Here is a 17,255-nt window from a genome sequence, read left to right on the forward strand (position 1 = left end):
GTAAATTAAAATCTTTCTGGATTCTGATCTGGATTCTTATTTATTGCCTCCATTTTTCACTCCATGCACCTGTAACATCAAACCCACCAGTTACAGGAGTTAAGTTCAAAGAACCATAACCAAAAGTGTTGCAAATTGGACCAAAACCAGCAGCACAAATATCACCTGCACCGTAACCATTTGAAGAACGAGTTCCAATGTGGGAATAAGTTGTTCCTCCCCAGTTACCATTACCAAACCAAGTTGTGTTTTTTGGTCCGATACGAAGAACACAACGCAACCCTTCTCCTTGACGATTTCCGTTTAGGTCAGAAACTTTATATTCATCTAAATAGTCACCGCAAGTTGTTGGTCTGGGTAAAGGTTTGTAATTGGTAGATTGGACTAATTGCCATTCTTCATTCCATGCACCAGTAACATGAATGGTTGATGAATTTAAGATTTTAATTTGGATATTTCCGGGAAAATTATTGTTAATGTCTTCGCCATTTCCATGAATATCGGAAGCAAAACCAATCAGGTTAGAACCTCTATAAATTGCTTGTCCGAGATGGCGATATTTTGCACCGCCCCAATTACCTTCACCATACCATGCTAGTCTAGGAATGGTAGTTCCTGGTTTTCCTTCACTCAATTTAACACAGCGAATACCAAAGCCTTGACGGTTATCTAATGGTTTGACAATGTAGGTACGAAGATGAGGCGCACAGGTAAAATTGGATTTTTGAACTATTGGAAACTTGTGCAATGTTGGTACTTGGGCTAAGGTATTAGTTGTAGCAGTTAGGGCGGTTATAGTACCAATTACTAAAGATTTCATGGTTTGGCGAAACATACTTATCTTTCCTTGTAGTAAAGTTGGTTGATGAAAGCTTTATCAACGCCTTCACTGGTTATATAGGTAGACAAATTATTTTTTATGCAGCCTCGAAAAAACATCATTGAAATTTTTTCAACTTTTGTACAGTTTGCGGGCGATCGCTTCGGTAATTGGGCGATAGAATCTAAACTACGGCGTAGTATGCAAACTTGTCTCAACCGCACACCTCAAGCAACTTCTGAGTCTGAATATTTTTGGTCGTTGTATTGGTATAAATTCTGGCAAGTTACAGAAACCCAGTCTTTAGCGAGGGAACATCTCACCGCTTACTTACAGGAAAGCTGTTATTGGGTATCGCAAAAAACCGTTGCTAGTTTCGCTAGTACGCAGTATCAACTCTCCGACTGCTTCCAAATCGCTATTTCTCAAGTTGAGAAAATTCTCAAAGCTTTTAACCCAAATCACAGTAATCTGAAAAATTACGCCACGACCATATTTAGTAATTCTATTCGGGAAACTCTGCGTCAACGTCACGAAATTGATATCTGCACAGATTGGGGTTTATTGCGGAAAATCACGAAAAAACGACTGCTGGAGTCTTTAGAAACCGCTGGCTTATCTCCCAGTGATATGAGTGCTTATGCACTTGCTTGGGAATGCTTCAAAACCTTCTATGTTCCCACACCCACAGGTACATCTCGTCAACTCCCTCCCCCAGATAAAGAAACATGGAATGCGATCGCAAAAAGTTATAATTCTCAAAGCAGTCAGTCAGTAAATCCCCAAACTATCGAAAAATGGCTGTTAAATACCGCAAAAGCTATCCGCAAATATCTTTATCCTACCCTCAATTCTCTCAACACCCCCCAAGCTGGAGATAATTCTTTGGAATGGTTAGATAATCTTCCCGACTTACAGCAAGAATCATTAGTTAACGAAATTATCGCCCAAGAAGAAGAACAAACAAGAAACCACCAGCAAAATGCCATAAATCAGGTTTTAACTACAGCAATATCCCAAATAGAACCACAATTACAACAAATTTTGCAATTATATTACCGTCAAGGATTAACCCAAGACAAAATTGCCAAACAACTAGAAATGCAACAATATACCGTATCCCGCAGACTCAAAAAAGCCCAAGAAAATTTATTAAAATCCTTAGCTAACTGGAGTCGAGATACCCTGCATATTTCCATCACCTCAGACCTACTCAAAAACATGAGTGTAGTAATGGAAGAATGGCTACAGACTTATTATTGTAATTCGTAATTATTTATCCTTTACTTTCTGTCACCTGTCACCTGTCACCTATTATGCTAACCTTTGCCAACCCAACAGACTTAATTTTAGAAATTTCCGACACCACCCAGCAACAAGCCCGTCTTCATAGTCAATCTTTTTCTAACTCCTATTCTCGCTATCAAGCTTATGTTAATGAACTTTGCCTAAACACAGTTTTGCAATGGATACAAGAAGATGTAACACCACAAGCCAAAGTATGGCTATCTACAAATACATTACCAAGTTTTTGGGAATTAGTAAATGGAACTGCTGTCATCATAGACTCCAAAAAAGTCATGTTAGTTCCTCAAGACACCATTGATTTAAGTGAATTGCGAGTACCCCAAGAATGGGTGGATATACCAAATTGGGTAGGAGACTATTATTTAGCAATACAAATAGAACCAGAAGATAGTTTTGTAAAGATTTGGGGTTATTGTACTCATGAACATCTGAAAATAAAAGGTAGCTATGACGCAAGCGACCGCACTTATTCTCTAGATGCAAATGACATCAACCCAGATATTAACATCCTCACTTTAACATTACAACTGTGTCCCACAGAAACCACCCGCCAGCTTATTAACCCCTTACCACCTTTACCACAAACCCAAGCACAAAACCTCATCACAAGATTAGCAAGTCCTGAAATTATTAACCCCCGTCAAAACATTCCATTTACTTTATGGGGTGCATTAATTGAACATAGTGGGTGGAGACAAAACTTATATCAAAAAAGGTTAGGAATACCAGAACAATGGTCAGTTTTACAATGGTTACAACATGGTGTTTCCCAAATAGCTGAGAATTTTGGTTGGGAAAAATTAAACTTACAAAACGCTACTGCTGGTGCTAGGAGTACAACAGCAACCCAACCACAACAAACACTTTCTCGTCAATTACAAATAGCGGGACAATTATATGAATTACTATTAACATCCCAACCAGAAGATACATGGCGCTTTGAACTGCGTCATCTCACAGTTGGTTTAACCATTCCCGCTGGTTTTAAACTCCGACTTCTCACCGAAGATTTACAAAACTTTCCAGACAACGAAGCCGTAGCCACAACTGCGGTAGAATCATTATATATAGATGTGGCATTAGAACCAGGAGAAGGGATAGTTTGGGAAATCGAACCCCTACCGGAAAATTATGATCGTGAAATTCTCAGGTTTTAATTATGATCAAATAAATGATTCTTCAGAGTTGGGTAATTCTAGTTCTGCATTTTGGTGTAGTAGAGAACGACGAGTAGAAAAAGTAATTCCTCTTATAGGAGGTTCTCCCAATATAAGAAATTTTTGCTTTTTGAATTCAGGTACTTTAACATCATGCCCAGAATTAACTTCTATTCCATAATCTACTATTCTTTGAACAGAATTATTCAATAAATTGAACTCAACTTCTAACGCAAAAGTTTCTTCACCCATGAAAGTAACTTCTCTTGTGCCTCCGCGAATACCACGCCATTGTAAAACGCCACCTTCAACCCATTTCTCACCAAAAATTTCAGCTAACTTATATCCTCTAGCAATCCCATGTAAAAAACGAAAAGCATCCCGGATATTACTTTTACCAGAAGCATTAGTACCCACTATTAAAGTTAAGTTTCCCAGATTAAGTTCTGCATCTTTAAAATTTTTAAATCTTTCTAGCCGCAACTTTGCCATCATAATATATCTTCTATAAAATTAAATTATTTATTTGTGTACTTATATTATAACTGCAATATACAATATTCAGCTTGACGAATAAAATATTCTTACTAAAATAATGTATAATTATTCTATTCAGCAAATTACCGTTTTAAACCTTCAATTTTTAACAAACTATGATTGGTGTTGCAGTTGTCGGTACTGGATTTGGTCAAAAAGTACATATTCCCGCATTTCAAGCCCATCACAAAACCGAGATAGTTGCTATTTATCATCGAGATATCCAGAAAGCTAAAGCCATAGCCGCAACTCATCATATCCCCCACGCTAGTGATAACCTAACAGAAATTCTCGCTTTACCAGAAGTACAAGCAGTTAGCATTTCCACACCGCCATTTTTACACTATGAAATGGCAAAACAAGTCATGCAAGCTGGTAAAAATATTTTATTAGAAAAACCCATCACCTTAAATGCAAACGAAGCCAAAGAACTATATCATTTAGCCAAAAATCAAGGTGTAATTGCATCTGTAGACTTTGAATTTCGCTTTGTTCCCGCATGGCAATTTTTTTCTCAGCTTCTCTCTTCAAACTATGTAGGCAATTTGCGCTTAATCAAAATTGATTGGTTAGGTTCTTCCCGTGCAGATACATCCCGTCCTTGGAATTGGTATTCCAGCCAAGAACAAGGAGGTGGTGCATTAGGTTCTTTAGGTTCTCATGCTTTTGATTATATTAACTGGTTATTCGGTTCAGTTAGCAGATTAAACGCCTATTTAACTACAGCTATTCCCGCAAGAATTAACCCAGAAACAGGAGAATTAAAATCAGTAGATACAGATGATAATTGTCTATTATCTTTGGAATTAGCTAATGGTACACCTTGCCAAGTTTCTATTAGCGCAGTGGTTCATGCAGATAGACCACATTGGCTAGAAGTGTATGGAGATAAAGGCACATTAATATTAGGAAGCTATAACCAAAAAGATTATATTCACGGTTTCCGGGTTTGGGGTTCACAACCAGGTCAACCTTTACAAGAAATAGAAATTCCTCAACATTTACTCTTTCCCCAACATTATAATGATGGTCGGATTTGTGCCTTTCTGCGTGTCGTAGACCAATGGGTAAAAGGAATTGAAACCAAGCAGGAAACCACACCATCTTTGTATGAGGGTGTATATTCTCAATTATTAATGGATTTATCTCATAAATCTAATGAGTTAAGAACCTGGGTAGATGTACCAAGTTTAGATTCATTTTTAGCAAATACTACGCCATATTGACAATTGAGGTGATGAAAGAGATGACTTAGTAGCTGATGTAATCATATTGTTTGACAAACAGTAACCTATAAGTTACTATATTTGATTATGTCTATTATAGAGGTAGTTATTATGGCACTCACTAGAGACTTTAAAGAAACTGTTAATGCACGAATTCAACGAGATCCTGAGTTTGTAATAGCTTTACTTGATGAAGCAATTTCTCTTTTCCTCAATGGTGAACCTGAAACAGCAAGACTGATTTTGAGAGATATTGTTAATGCAACGGTAGGTTTTGAACAGTTGGCGATTGAAACTTCTAAACCTAGCAAGAGTTTACATCGGATGTTATCTGCAAAAGGTAATCCAACAATGGATAATCTGACAGCGATTTTTAATGTTTTGAGAAAAAAGCTGAATGTTGATATTAATGTTCAGACGACGGTTATTCCCCATTAAAAATTTGTACAGAAAATTCAAGAAAATCAAGAAAATCTAAAATACAACTAGAGGAATGGCTTGCTAATAACCCATTTGATGCCTCCAATATAAAGCTCTTTCCCCACACCGTACACCCCACACTCCACACCCTTTTTCTCAATCCTGCCAACCATTAGGTAGAATAATCATCTATTTAGAATTTTGTAGTCAAAGGAAACTGGGGAATTATGGCGCGTCTGGCATTGCTGAGTGTATCTAACAAAACTGGTATAATTGACCTAGCCCGCAGCTTAGTGGAAGAATTTGGCTTTGATATTATCAGCAGTGGGGGAACGGCCAAAACCCTGAAGGATGCGGGAATTCCAGTCACAAAGGTTTCTGATTATACGGGTTCACCAGAAATTTTGGGTGGTCGGGTGAAAACTCTCCATCCTCGTATTCATGGCGGTATTTTAGCACGGCGGGATGTGGAGTCAGATATCAAAGATTTGGAAGATAACCAAATTCGTCCAATTGATTTAGTGGTGGTGAATCTTTATCCTTTTGAGGAAACCATTGCTAAACCCGGTGTCACTTTAGCTGACGCTGTGGAACAAATTGATATTGGTGGTCCTGCGATGTTAAGGGCTTCATCCAAAAACTTTGCCCATTTGACTGTATTATGCAATCCTGCTCAATATGATGAGTATTTGCAAGAATTACGCCAAAATGGGTCGGCTTCTTTGGAGTTTCGCCAAAAGTGCGCCTTGAAGGGATTTCTGCACACGGCAAGTTATGATAACGCTATTGCTGCTTATTTGGGTGGTGTAGAAACTGAAGGTTTACCAGAAACATACACTGTTTCCGGGACACAAATTCAATCTCTGCGTTATGGTGAAAACCCTCATCAACCTGCTGCTTGGTATCAAACGGGAACTAAACCTACTGGTTGGGCAGCGGCTACGAAACTGCAAGGTAAGGAACTCAGCTATAATAATTTGGTAGATTTGGAAGCTGCACGCCGGATTATTGCTGAATTTACCGAAACTCCCGCTGCGACAATTATTAAACATACCAATCCCTGTGGAACTGCGGAAGCGGAAACAATTTTTGATGCTTATCAAAAAGCTTTCAATGCTGATTCTACCTCGGCTTTTGGTGGGATTGTGGCTTTAAACCGTGTCATTGATGCAGCAACAGCGACGGAATTAACGAAGACCTTTTTAGAATGCGTGGTTGCACCTGGTTGTGATGAAGAAGCCAAGGAAATTCTGACTAAGAAAGGTAATGTCCGAGTTTTGATTTTACCAGATTTGTTGACTGGTCCGAAAGAAACTGTGAGAGCGATCGCAGGCGGTTTCTTAGTCCAGACTGCCGATGATATCATTGCTGACACCAGTAAATGGCAAGTTGTTACTGAACGTCAACCGACTCCCGCTGAGTTAGCCGAGTTGTTGTTTGCTTGGAAAGTTTGTAAGCACGTTAAATCTAATGCTATCGTCATCAGCAAAGACCGGACAACTTTGGGTGTAGGTGCTGGACAAATGAACCGCGTCGGTTCGACAAAAATAGCCGTAGAACAAGCTGGAGAAAAAGCGAAGGGTGCAGTTTTAGCTAGTGATGGCTTTTTCCCCTTTGATGATACTGTCAGAACCGCAGCCGCAGCGGGAATTACCGCTATTGTCCAACCAGGGGGAAGTCTGCGGGATAAAGATTCTATCAAAGCCGCTAATGAACTGGGTTTATTAATGGTTGTAACTGGTGTTCGGCACTTCTTACACTAAATCTGAATATGGGACAGATATGATATCAACTCATCAAATTGTAAAATTGTCATCCAATATACTTGCCATTTTCTAATTTGAGTGATATGGTTGTCTTGTGTGAGGAGCAATGTTAAATATAAAAAACGCTTGGGGTGGAAACACGGCAACACTCCCAGGCGTTTTTTATTGTGGCTACTAATAATATATTAAATTTACTAATATCAAATTGACAGTAAAACGCTTGCTATTTAATTGAACCAGTGATATAGTCTATTTGTGTGTGAGGAGCATTGTTGAAAAAAAGCGTTTGGGGTGGAAACACGGCAACACTCCCAGGCGCTTTTTGATTTGATAAATGATTTTCTATTATGGTTAATTAGCAGTGGTTGAGAATTTCTTTCCACTCTGTTTCTGAAAGTGGTTGTACTTCTATCTGCATATTAAAAACATCACAAGCTGCAACAATTAAAGCCTCTATGACTGTTTCTTGATGGAAATTTTGAAGCAGTTGGACTGGAGTAAAAGCATCTTTCCCAAAAACCTGTTTAAATAAATCCGTATCTGGGTCTAAGAGAATAGAACCATGTTGTAGAATTGCCTCACCTCTTCGCAGTTGGGCGCTACCAATTAATTTACTACCATTTGCTAAAACTAAATCTGCACCTGTAGCAGTTCCAAAACAGTTGGGATTGTGGATATAACCGCGTCCAGCTTGACCATAGTTTAACTCTACACCGAGCGATCGCCATCCTTGAATCAAAAACTCACAAATTTTTGCATACACCTGAATACGACTTCCCACAAGTCCAGAAGTAACTACAGCATAAGTTAAATCACCTTGGTGTAAAACTGCCCTCCCACCACTAGGACGACGTACCAAATCAAGTTTTTCACCTTGCCCAGTTAAATTTGTCCTTAAATTTTGCCAATATTCCGGGTATTTTTTTTGATGATAACCCAGAGAAATAGCGGGTGGCGACCAAGTATAAAACCGCAGAGTGGGAGAATGTTTTCCCGACTCATGCTGTTCTAGCAACCATCTATCAACTGCCATTTGGACATTACCAGCAGCCGCTAAACAAGGAATTAGTCGCCAAACCTGTTTTACCAATTCAAAATCCCAAATCTAAAATCTAAAATCCAAACTTATCAGAACAGACAAGACAGTTCAGACTTTAATTGACGATAAAATTTAGACACAAACACACTTTCAACCCTGTCACCTGTCACCTGTTCCCTGTCACCTACTATACCTATGCTGCACCAAACTCAGCAACCAAAGCTTCATCATTATCATCAGCAATGGTAGCAACAATGGTAATTATGCGGGAAATTTCCCCTGGTGACAACTCTGCTAAAGTGCGTGTGGAAATAACAACAACCTGATTTTCAATAATGCCAAAACGAGCTTCAAATGTACTAGTGCAATTCAACTCTAACAGATGGCGTGTTAATTTGGGTTCATCTTTGGCAGGTAACTTCAACACCGCAGACCAAACAGTGATAGTATCTTCATCAGTAGAACCAGTGAGTTGTACATATACTTCCACACTACCATATTTAAATTTCCATAGATATGCACCCCCTGGTGTGTGGTTAACCATGGCGCTGTTATCTTGTTCTAGCGTGCTAATAACGTTTTCAATGACTTCTATATGGTTAAGAACTGATGTTTCAGCAATAATTTCATCAATCAATTCATCGGGAGTGAGAGTTTCTTGGTAGCTTGTCATACAGATTTATTCCTGAATATAGTGACTGCTTTTCTCTACAACTACTTTATCGCTTGTAGGGAACAGGTGACAGGTGACAGGTGACAGGTGATAGGTGACAGGGAAAAGGAAAGAAAAATAAAGGGTACTTAGTTTCGCAAAAATCAAATATGATTTTTATACTATATATTTAAATATACTTAAATTTTAACAGATTATGCAACAAATAATACCTGAATCTACTACGTCTATTTCTCCAGTTTTACAAAATAGTGTCCGAAAATTGGGAATTAACCCAAATCATTGGTATGTAGTTGCACGCAGTACAGAAGTAAAAAATAAACCTATTGGTATAACTATTTGGACACGAGCGATCGCACTCTATAGAGATAATAGCGGAAAAGTTCACGCCCTAGAAGACCGCTGTCCCCATCGTCAAGTTAAACTCAGTCATGGGCAAGTCATCAACAACCAATTAGAATGTGCTTATCACGGTTGGCGCTTCAATAGTGAAGGTGAATGTACAGCAGTTCCCTATTTAGCAGCCAATCAAAAATTACCAACTTGTACAATTCGCCATTATCCAGTTAAAGAACAAGACGGTTTTATTTGGTTATTTCCCTCAGATATAAAACCATCTGTAGAACCAATGGGTTTACCAGAATGGGAACATTTAAATTATATTGCCACAGTTTCCGTTATTAACACTCAAGCCCATTATTCCTATTTAATTGAAAACTTGATGGATATGTATCACGGACATTTACATCAAGATTTACAAGCTTGGGCAGAAGCATCATTGCAAAGTATTGATGAAAATCAAACTCGTGTTGATGCTCATTATACAGCCCAAAGTTATTATAAAATAGATAAGATTTGGTCAATATCACAATTATTTTTCCCAGCTTTGCGTCGCTTGCATCCTGAACCATTAGATGTCAGTTATGTTTATCCCCATTGGGTATCTAGCTTGGGAAATGATTTTAAAATTTACTGTTTGTTGTGTCCTGTAAATGAGACACAAACCAAAGCCTACTTAATTCATTTTACCTCACTCAACGCCTTTTGGCGACTGCACAAACTACCTGTATGGTTTAGGCGATTTATCAAAAATAGCCTATTTGGTGCAGCCCAAAAGTTACTTGATGGTTTGGTAATCCAAGATGTAAAAATGATTGAAGAAGAACAACAAGCTTATTTACAAAACCCAGAAATCCGAAATTATGAATTAAATCGAGCTTTAGTAAGTGTGCAGAAGCTAATGAAAACTCAAGTTGAGAAATAAAGTTAATGTTTGATCATGAGTAAGTTGAAAAATTTTACTAAATCGGCAACAATCTCGAAAACTTCAGCGTCTTATTTAAAAATACTGAAATATTTCTGATTTGGTGAATATGAAAAACTTCTCTACCCTAAAAACCAATATCTATGAAAGGAAAATCGCAGCTTCCTTGATATTAACTGCCATTTTATCTACAATTGGCGGCTTAACTATCATCAATAACCATCCTGCTTCTGCAAATCCCATCAATGTTCAGCAGCGAAATGTCAACAATAATAAAATCCAACCTGTACCAATTCCTGCAAACGAGTTACCACCACCTTTAGATAGAGGTATGGTATTCCGAGAAATTTCCAGTGGTGGAATTACAGGAGCAACTTATGAGACAGTTTTACGCGATGATGGAATTTTAAGCCGTGTGCGTATTGGTGATGCGAATGACTCTGAACGCAGCGTTCGTCGTGTTTCTTTACAAGAGGTTAAAAAGTTTAAAAAATTGTTGAATCAAAATAACATTGCTAAATTCAATAATCTCAGTTATCCCGCACCTACTGGTGCTGCTGACTACATTACTTACACTCTAACTAGTCAACAAGGTACGGTTCAGTACAATGATATTTCTCAAAATAGCCTACCAAATAAATTGCAGCCCGTCATCTCCGCTTGGAATCAACTCAAGAATAAAGCAAAATCACTTTGACACTCTGCAATTTGAAGACACACAGATTATTTTTAGACTCGCATGAAACAGTAATTGCGGATGTTAACATCCAAGAAATTTAACAAAAACCGTACAATTCCCTATGTTGTGGAGTAAAGGGGTAATAGGTAATTGATAATTAGTAAAAATTATTACCCCTTACACCTTACCTAATTTACAGGTTGCCGTTGCGAAAAGCGAGGACAAAGATTACTGCTGGACCAGCAATGATAATCAATGCTACACAGGCTAATTGAAACACAACTTCAAAGTTGATATTGGCTAAAGCTTCCATTTTTCCTCCAAACGGTTTTAAAAGATTCAATAACTTAAATGCAAAGCCCGCAATAGATCATATCTGGATAGGGGCAGCAAATTTTAAGTTACTTAACAAAATTATAGGAAAATATATAAAAATGTAAACTGGGCTGAGAATGGGTCATACCATTTTGGATTTTAGATTTTGGATTGGGAATCACCTGCTGTATTTGTGTTCTAGTTCATCATCTGTCACATTTTGATATCAGTTGTCATTCTCTTCCTTACCTTCTGTCTCAATCCCCAGTCCCCAATCCCTAGAGGTAAATTATGGCTACTTGGCAATGTATAAAGCAATGTGGAGCGTGCTGTCATCTTGATCCTGATGAGCGTCCAGATTTAGAAGAATATCTTTCACCAGAGGAATTGGGACTTTATCTGAGTATGGTCGGTGAGGACGGATGGTGTGTGAATTTTGACCAAGAAACGAGAGAATGCACTATTTACGCCAATCGTCCGCGTTTTTGTCGGGTAGAAGCAGAGATTTTTCAGGATATGTATGGGATTGAACCGGAGGAACTAAATGATTTTGCGATCGACTGCTGTCGTCAACAAATAGAAGCAGTTTATGGCGATCGCAGTTTAGAACAAATCCGGTTTGATCAAGCTGTTGGTTTTTGAGTTTAACTTTTTTTTGCTTCTGAGTTGCAATTTGTTACAACAATCTGAGAAAATGAAAAGAATATGAAAACAACTTAGTGACAGGACAACCGCCTGTGAAACTTGACTCCGCACCTCTGGGCATAGCTCATACTCAAACCCAGCCAGAACTAACTGAAATTACCGATTATCCACTTCAGCCTGTCATTCAGGATACTGCCAAAAAACAGGATTCAGCATTGGTGGTGTTTGGTACAACCTTCATCACCATCTTTTTGGCAGAAATTGGTGATAAAACTCAACTATCCACTCTGTTAATGAGTGCAGAATCTCATGCACCTTGGGTAGTGTTCATTGGTTCGGCAACTGCACTGATCACAACCAGCCTTTTAGGTGTGCTTTTAGGTGGCTGGATAGCCAGTAAACTTAGTCCTAAGACTGTGGAAAAATCCGCTGGGGTGATGTTGCTGTTAATTTCTGTAATGCTATTTTGGGATGTGTTTATTAGTCGTTAGTTATACAACATGGACTGGAATCTTTTAGGAATCAGCTTTATTACAGTTTTTCTTTCAGAACTAGGTGATAAAAGCCAATTAGCTGCGATCGCTCTTTCTGGTCGTGGTCAATCTCGGCGTGGCGTGTTTTTTGGCACAGCCGGAGCATTACTATTAACCAGTTTGTTAGGTGCATTAGCTGGGGGCGCAGTATCAGAATTATTTCCCACACGGGTTTTAAAAGCGATCGCTGCTGTGGGATTTGCTATCCTCGCTATTCGTCTACTTTTACCCAAAAATGAAACCGAATCAGATTAATCTCGTAGGGTGGGCATTGCCCACCATCTCCTAGATGCTTTAAACTTCACAACTTTCTCGCCAACACCGATTTAATAGCATCGCACCAGCCACTAGCTTGAACACTTCCAGCAGAAAATAACCACCGTGAAGTAAATTCATCGTTTCAGGAACTGCACTGGCAGTAAAGAGATTTAAATGACTGCCTACAGCACACATTTGCGGAGTTAAAAAATAAGTATCAACTACGGCTACTGTTAGCAGGAAGCAAGATAAAAATATATTGCCCAAACTCCTATTAGATTTAGCTTGGCCAACAGCCAGTACAGCCGTCAAAACTACAGCCGCAGATAATAATTCTAGACGATTAAAATTCCAAAAAATTGTATAGCCAGCTGTAGCAAAATTCGCTTCGTTCATCATTCCTGCCAGATAAAGGCTAGGCATAATTACCCAATCTAAAACCAAGCTGGAACTGAGCCAAAAGCCTAAAGTCAACATAATGGCAGTTTGCCAAGTTGACCGTTTTAATTGAAGGTTAGAAATAGCGTTCATAAAAATAATTGCTTTGTTGTATTCCTAGTTTCTAACTTAATAGAATGACTTTGACAACAAATATCAATTAACTGTTACAAAACCTACTGTATGCAACATTTTCACAATGATTTTTGAATTTCTTAGAATAATTTCTTTAAGTTTAATTACAAAATAATAAAAACAATTAAAAAATTAAACTTTTAGTTAGAGGAGATTAAGATTAGGCTTAGGTATGGCTAAATTTTGGAAATTGTAAGGTAGGTAATCGAGCTATTTCCAATACACAACCAATTAATCAGGACGTACAGCACCAGAAATAGAACGTCCTGATGGCATTAATTATGGCTATTTTGTGACGATCTAGGAGTCATACGGCACGCGACGCTTTAACCTGGTTCAGGTTCACACCAAAAATACCTATTTGATAATTTGTTGAAGAAGGTAGAAGGCGTTAAGAATGGGATTCAATACCCTCCTTAACGAAGACCACAGTAAATCTTTTATTTACTGGGGGTAGTGAACCCAAATTAGCAAAGCATAGAGGCTGTTGTTTTCATATCAAATTAATCACTCCTGCCTCCTGCCTCCTGCCTCCTGACTCCTGACCTTATTTTTCATTAAACGTCCAAACACCGTCATCCCAAGTTGTATCGGATGGAGGTGATTGTAACCAATGCTGACAACGACCTAGATATAACATAGAGGCTTTGTCATTATTATCGGCAGTTAAAGCTTTGACAAACTCAGTTTGGGCAAGTGCAAACTGACGTTTCAGATAATACTCACGTCCTTTGTGATAATACTCAATTAATTCTTGTTTAGTAGAGCTAATAGGATCAGAACGCATCCCAATCAATTCATAGATAGATACAGGCTCATTTCTACCCTTCACACGAATGAAATCAAGTTCCCTAGCCCAAATATTATCCTGACAGAATTTATATGTATTATCGCTGATAATGATATCGCAACCATACTGTTTACTGACACTTTCTAGTCGAGAACCAAGGTTAACACCATCACCAATAGCAGTAAATTCCATCCGCTTACTAGAGCCGATATTACCGCTAATAACGATATCAGAATTAATGCCAATGCCAATTTTGATTTTGGACTCATTAGCAGCTTCACGACGCTGATTTAATTCTTGTAACCGATGACGCATCTCTAGAGAAGTTTCCACTGCCATCCGTGCGTGTTCTGCCAAGGGTAGGGGAGAACCAAAAACAGCCATAATGGCATCACCGATATATTTATCAAGAGTGCCTTTATGCTTAAAGACAGCTTCTACCATAGATTCAAAATATTCATTCAGCATACCTACCACTTGTTCAGCTTCCATATTTTCTGTGAGAGTGGTATAGCCACGAATATCCGAGAATAAGATCGTAACTTCTTTGCGATCGCCTCCCAGTTTAGCATCATCTAATTTCAGCAGTTCTTCTGCCAACTCCTGAGTCATGTAACGGTACATCGTGCTTTTGAGACGCTTTTCATCACTAATATCATCCATTACCACCAATGCACCACACACTTGATTTTGGTCATTAGCATTAGCAATAGTATTGAGTGATAAATTAACGCTGTGTTGTTCTTGATTAGTCGTTAAAAGTGTACGATCTGGATAGTATTGCTGGGTATCTTTGACATCAGTAGCGTGTAAAGCATCTGTAAACCACTTGCTAAAATCACCCTCCTTAATATGCACAACATCACTCACCAATTTACCTTCCAAACGTTCATCAGTATCAAATCCCAATAAACGTTTTGCACTTTCATTCGCAGTGATAATGTATCCTGACTTATCTGAAGAAATTACCCCATTAGAAAGACTCCGCAAAATATCCCGCTGCATTTGTTCCTGTTGTTTGACTCTGGCAAACAATTGAGCATTTTGTAATGCTACCCCTGCTTGGATATTAAAAGCTTCCATGAACTCTTCATCATTATGATCAAAACTGGCTTGGAAGCATTCAGGAGCATCAGGCCAATTAGCAGGATTATAAGGTGGAAAATCTCCAGTTTTCTTTTTGTTAACCAACTGAGTAACACCAATCAATTCTTGATCGCTATTAAACACCGGCATACAAAGCAAACTACAGGTACGGAAATTAGTTTGTCTATCTATGGCTTTAGCGGTTTCTGAGTCTGGATGCTCATATAAATCAAAGGGAATATTTAAAGTTTTCCCAGAAGCTGCAACTATACCTGCAAAACCCTTACCTATTGGTACTCGCAACTCCTTAGTCGTGCCATCATCCTGAGTAATTTTTGTCCATAATTCATTGCGATCGCTATCTATTAACCAAAGTGTACTGCGATACGCATTCATCAGTTCCTTTGCTTCATCCATAACCCGTTTCAGGGTATCTTCCAAATCAAGACTACTTTGACTTAAGGATCTAATTGCCTTCATCAAAGCCGCTGCTGCCCTTTGTTTTTGAGTAGCAATATAAAAAGAACGAGAAGACTCTAAAATCAGGCGAATTGAAGGAGCAAAATCTTGAAATAATTTCTCATCCGAGCTACTAAACCCCTTATTATCAATGCGTTCTGCCAAGGGATCATCAGGATTGTGTAGGTATTTTAATTTATTTAATAATTGTACAACCGCTACTAATTCTTCATTTTCATTTAACAGCGGCAACGCTAACATTGTATAAGTACGGTAGCCATTTCTTTTATCTTGTTCTTGAGCAAATCTAGAACGCTCATCATTATAAAAATCAAAGGGAATATTCACTACTTTTTTCAAAGTAGCAACTTCCCCAGCAATACCCTTATTTGCTGGAATCCGAATTTCTAATGGTCGCTTACTTTCCCCTTCAGCTAAAATAGACCATAACTCTTGTTTATCCTGATCTAATAAAAATATTGTTGTCCGGTCTGCTCCTAGTAATTCCCCTGTTTTCAGAGTAATTGAATGCAGCATTTCTTGGAGAATTGTTTCAAAACCTTGATAATCCAACATGGATAAGGTTTCGTTAACAATTTTCAATTTATGCTCAACCTCCTGAACTACCTGTTTAAAGCTATCTTGAGTCAAGGGAGCCAGAAACTGAGAAATAGTTCCTTTTCTTGTAGCCAAACTTACTACTGGAGAAGAATTACTTTGTAACTTATAAGTTTCGTTGTTGCTAGAACTAATAATCACATCTGTGTTTTCTTCGATATTTGGTGTTTGCGGTGACATAACTGTATTTGATATAGTAGGATTTAGAAATTACAAATGGTCGCTCAGGTGGCTATGAAATTTATTATGTTAGGTTTAGCTTCAGACTATCATTACTGGACAGTATACCCTATGAACTAATGAATTTTTAAATAAAGTTTATACTGGGGAGAATCAAGTCTCAACAATTGATAATTCCAATTAAATTTAAAAAGTATTTGCATAGTTATGAATCCAAGAGTAAAAACAGGAAGGTTTACCAATCATTATATAGGAACATTAAGCAGCTTTTAAACCTCTTCATTTGTTCTTTTGATTCGACGTTTTAACCCCCGTACCAATTCGCGCAACACATCTGTTTGGTTTCTACCAGTTTGTTCACAATACTCACGCAGTAAATCTTTTTCTGGCTGAGTCAACCTAAAAGTTATGTATATTTCAGGTTTAGGCATATTTAAGATACCATTAACGGAGGCATCTTAATTTTAATAGATTTTGTTATTCTGCGAAAGAGCAATAGCATATACCATTACAAATCCATCCGATAGCCTGATTATAAGTATTACTAATCTATAATTCCAATTAGTATCAATCACTGCAAAAAATTTAGATGAGACAGACTCCAGCACCTTGATAGGTTTTGTTGGTGAGACAAAGGAAAAAAGATTACTTTGTCACTTAAACTCAGTAACTTTAAAAATAGTTTTAAAGTTATTTGTATCAAATTACTCAATTCCATGTTTTAAATAAGTATTATTACTAATAATATAACTGAACTTTATTGTAGATGAGAAAATTTACTCATCCAATCGCATTTGGTCAAAATCACTGAAAAAGTACACACATATATTAATATTTTGTTCAAATTTATACATAAAAGTTAAATTAAAAAACATAAAGACTAGCGGTTATCTCGTAATAAGTAAATAT

Annotated in this window: 18 protein-coding genes; 10 read left to right on the forward strand and 8 right to left on the reverse strand. The window is 37.8% G+C overall.

What is annotated here, in order from left to right; all coding sequences use genetic code 11:
• Positions 1 to 40: 40 nt before the first annotated feature.
• A complete protein-coding gene (locus ACLLO5_RS01090) occupies positions 41 to 835 on the reverse strand; it encodes a hypothetical protein (RefSeq protein WP_413173655.1) in 795 nt (264 codons plus the stop codon).
• 84 nt (positions 836 to 919) lie between these two features.
• Between ACLLO5_RS01090 and ACLLO5_RS01095 the strand changes: the two genes are divergently transcribed.
• Positions 920 to 2,092, forward strand: coding sequence for a sigma-70 family RNA polymerase sigma factor (locus tag ACLLO5_RS01095; protein ID WP_413173656.1), 1,173 nt, complete (start codon positions 920 to 922; stop codon positions 2,090 to 2,092).
• A gap of 44 nt (positions 2,093 to 2,136) precedes the next feature.
• Positions 2,137 to 3,285: a DUF1822 family protein gene (locus ACLLO5_RS01100; RefSeq protein ID WP_413173657.1), complete on the forward strand. Its 1,149-nt coding sequence runs from the start codon at positions 2,137 to 2,139 to the stop codon at positions 3,283 to 3,285.
• A 6-nt stretch (positions 3,286 to 3,291) separates the two neighbouring features.
• Here the strand turns inward: ACLLO5_RS01100 and ACLLO5_RS01105 are convergent, their stop codons facing one another.
• Positions 3,292 to 3,780 (reverse strand): AAA family ATPase, encoded by a 489-nt coding sequence (locus tag ACLLO5_RS01105; protein ID WP_413173658.1) that lies wholly within the window; start codon positions 3,778 to 3,780, stop codon positions 3,292 to 3,294.
• Between the two features lie 158 nt (positions 3,781 to 3,938).
• Here ACLLO5_RS01105 and ACLLO5_RS01110 point away from each other — a divergent pair, with 158 nt between their 5' ends.
• The 3 genes from ACLLO5_RS01110 (at position 3,939) to purH (ending at position 7,231) form a co-directional block, all read left to right on the forward strand.
• Complete coding sequence (locus ACLLO5_RS01110) at positions 3,939 to 5,048, forward strand: Gfo/Idh/MocA family protein (protein ID WP_413173659.1); 1,110 nt, start codon at positions 3,939 to 3,941, stop codon at positions 5,046 to 5,048.
• Between the two features lie 111 nt (positions 5,049 to 5,159).
• Complete coding sequence (locus tag ACLLO5_RS01115; RefSeq protein ID WP_413173660.1) at positions 5,160 to 5,486, forward strand: DNA-binding protein; 327 nt, start codon at positions 5,160 to 5,162, stop codon at positions 5,484 to 5,486.
• Positions 5,487 to 5,695: 209 nt separating this feature from the next.
• The gene (gene purH / locus ACLLO5_RS01120) at positions 5,696 to 7,231 is read left to right on the forward strand and encodes a bifunctional phosphoribosylaminoimidazolecarboxamide formyltransferase/IMP cyclohydrolase (protein ID WP_413173661.1); all 1,536 of its coding nucleotides are present in this window, start codon (positions 5,696 to 5,698) and stop codon (positions 7,229 to 7,231) included.
• 358 nt (positions 7,232 to 7,589) lie between these two features.
• On the opposite strand, the gene ACLLO5_RS01125 is transcribed toward purH, so the two are convergent.
• Together ACLLO5_RS01125 and ACLLO5_RS01130 are read right to left on the reverse strand one after the other, a co-directional pair.
• Positions 7,590 to 8,267 (reverse strand): biotin/lipoate A/B protein ligase family protein, encoded by a 678-nt coding sequence (locus ACLLO5_RS01125; RefSeq protein ID WP_413176209.1) that lies wholly within the window; start codon positions 8,265 to 8,267, stop codon positions 7,590 to 7,592.
• 199 nt (positions 8,268 to 8,466) lie between these two features.
• Positions 8,467 to 8,946, reverse strand: coding sequence for a YbjN domain-containing protein (locus ACLLO5_RS01130; protein ID WP_413173662.1), 480 nt, complete (start codon positions 8,944 to 8,946; stop codon positions 8,467 to 8,469).
• A gap of 196 nt (positions 8,947 to 9,142) precedes the next feature.
• On the opposite strand from ACLLO5_RS01130, the gene ACLLO5_RS01135 reads away from it, so the two are divergent.
• Together ACLLO5_RS01135 and ACLLO5_RS01140 are read left to right on the forward strand one after the other, a co-directional pair.
• On the forward strand, positions 9,143 to 10,210 hold the full coding sequence (locus tag ACLLO5_RS01135; protein ID WP_413173663.1) for a Rieske 2Fe-2S domain-containing protein: 1,068 nt from the start codon (positions 9,143 to 9,145) through the stop codon (positions 10,208 to 10,210).
• A gap of 109 nt (positions 10,211 to 10,319) precedes the next feature.
• The gene (locus ACLLO5_RS01140) at positions 10,320 to 10,907 is read left to right on the forward strand and encodes a hypothetical protein (RefSeq protein ID WP_413173664.1); all 588 of its coding nucleotides are present in this window, start codon (positions 10,320 to 10,322) and stop codon (positions 10,905 to 10,907) included.
• Positions 10,908 to 11,082: 175 nt separating this feature from the next.
• On the opposite strand, the gene psb30 is transcribed toward ACLLO5_RS01140, so the two are convergent.
• Positions 11,083 to 11,202 (reverse strand): photosystem II reaction center protein Ycf12/Psb30, encoded by a 120-nt coding sequence (gene psb30 / locus ACLLO5_RS01145; protein WP_413173665.1) that lies wholly within the window; start codon positions 11,200 to 11,202, stop codon positions 11,083 to 11,085.
• A 293-nt stretch (positions 11,203 to 11,495) separates the two neighbouring features.
• On the opposite strand from psb30, the gene ACLLO5_RS01150 reads away from it, so the two are divergent.
• The 3 genes from ACLLO5_RS01150 (at position 11,496) to ACLLO5_RS01160 (ending at position 12,637) form a co-directional block, all read left to right on the forward strand.
• Positions 11,496 to 11,846: a YkgJ family cysteine cluster protein gene (locus tag ACLLO5_RS01150; RefSeq protein ID WP_413173666.1), complete on the forward strand. Its 351-nt coding sequence runs from the start codon at positions 11,496 to 11,498 to the stop codon at positions 11,844 to 11,846.
• Between the two features lie 95 nt (positions 11,847 to 11,941).
• Positions 11,942 to 12,340 carry a TMEM165/GDT1 family protein gene (locus tag ACLLO5_RS01155; protein WP_413176210.1) on the forward strand — a complete coding sequence of 133 codons (399 nt, stop codon included), beginning with the start codon at positions 11,942 to 11,944 and terminating at the stop codon, positions 12,338 to 12,340.
• Between the two features lie 9 nt (positions 12,341 to 12,349).
• On the forward strand, positions 12,350 to 12,637 hold the full coding sequence (locus ACLLO5_RS01160; RefSeq protein ID WP_413173667.1) for a TMEM165/GDT1 family protein: 288 nt from the start codon (positions 12,350 to 12,352) through the stop codon (positions 12,635 to 12,637).
• A 39-nt stretch (positions 12,638 to 12,676) separates the two neighbouring features.
• Here the strand turns inward: ACLLO5_RS01160 and ACLLO5_RS01165 are convergent, their stop codons facing one another.
• The 3 genes from ACLLO5_RS01165 to ACLLO5_RS01175 form a co-directional block, all read right to left on the reverse strand.
• A complete protein-coding gene (locus ACLLO5_RS01165) occupies positions 12,677 to 13,171 on the reverse strand; it encodes a hypothetical protein (protein ID WP_413173668.1) in 495 nt (164 codons plus the stop codon).
• Positions 13,172 to 13,760: 589 nt separating this feature from the next.
• Positions 13,761 to 16,346, reverse strand: a complete 2,586-nt coding sequence (locus ACLLO5_RS01170; RefSeq protein ID WP_413173669.1) for a GAF domain-containing protein — start codon at positions 16,344 to 16,346, stop codon at positions 13,761 to 13,763.
• 269 nt (positions 16,347 to 16,615) lie between these two features.
• Positions 16,616 to 16,777, reverse strand: coding sequence for a ribbon-helix-helix protein, CopG family (locus ACLLO5_RS01175; RefSeq protein WP_200327443.1), 162 nt, complete (start codon positions 16,775 to 16,777; stop codon positions 16,616 to 16,618).
• Between the last annotated feature and the right edge of the window lie 478 nt (positions 16,778 to 17,255).

The organism is Anabaena azotica SJ-1, from assembly GCF_047275885.1.
GTDB classification, from domain to species: domain Bacteria; phylum Cyanobacteriota; class Cyanobacteriia; order Cyanobacteriales; family Nostocaceae; genus Trichormus_B; species Trichormus_B azotica_A.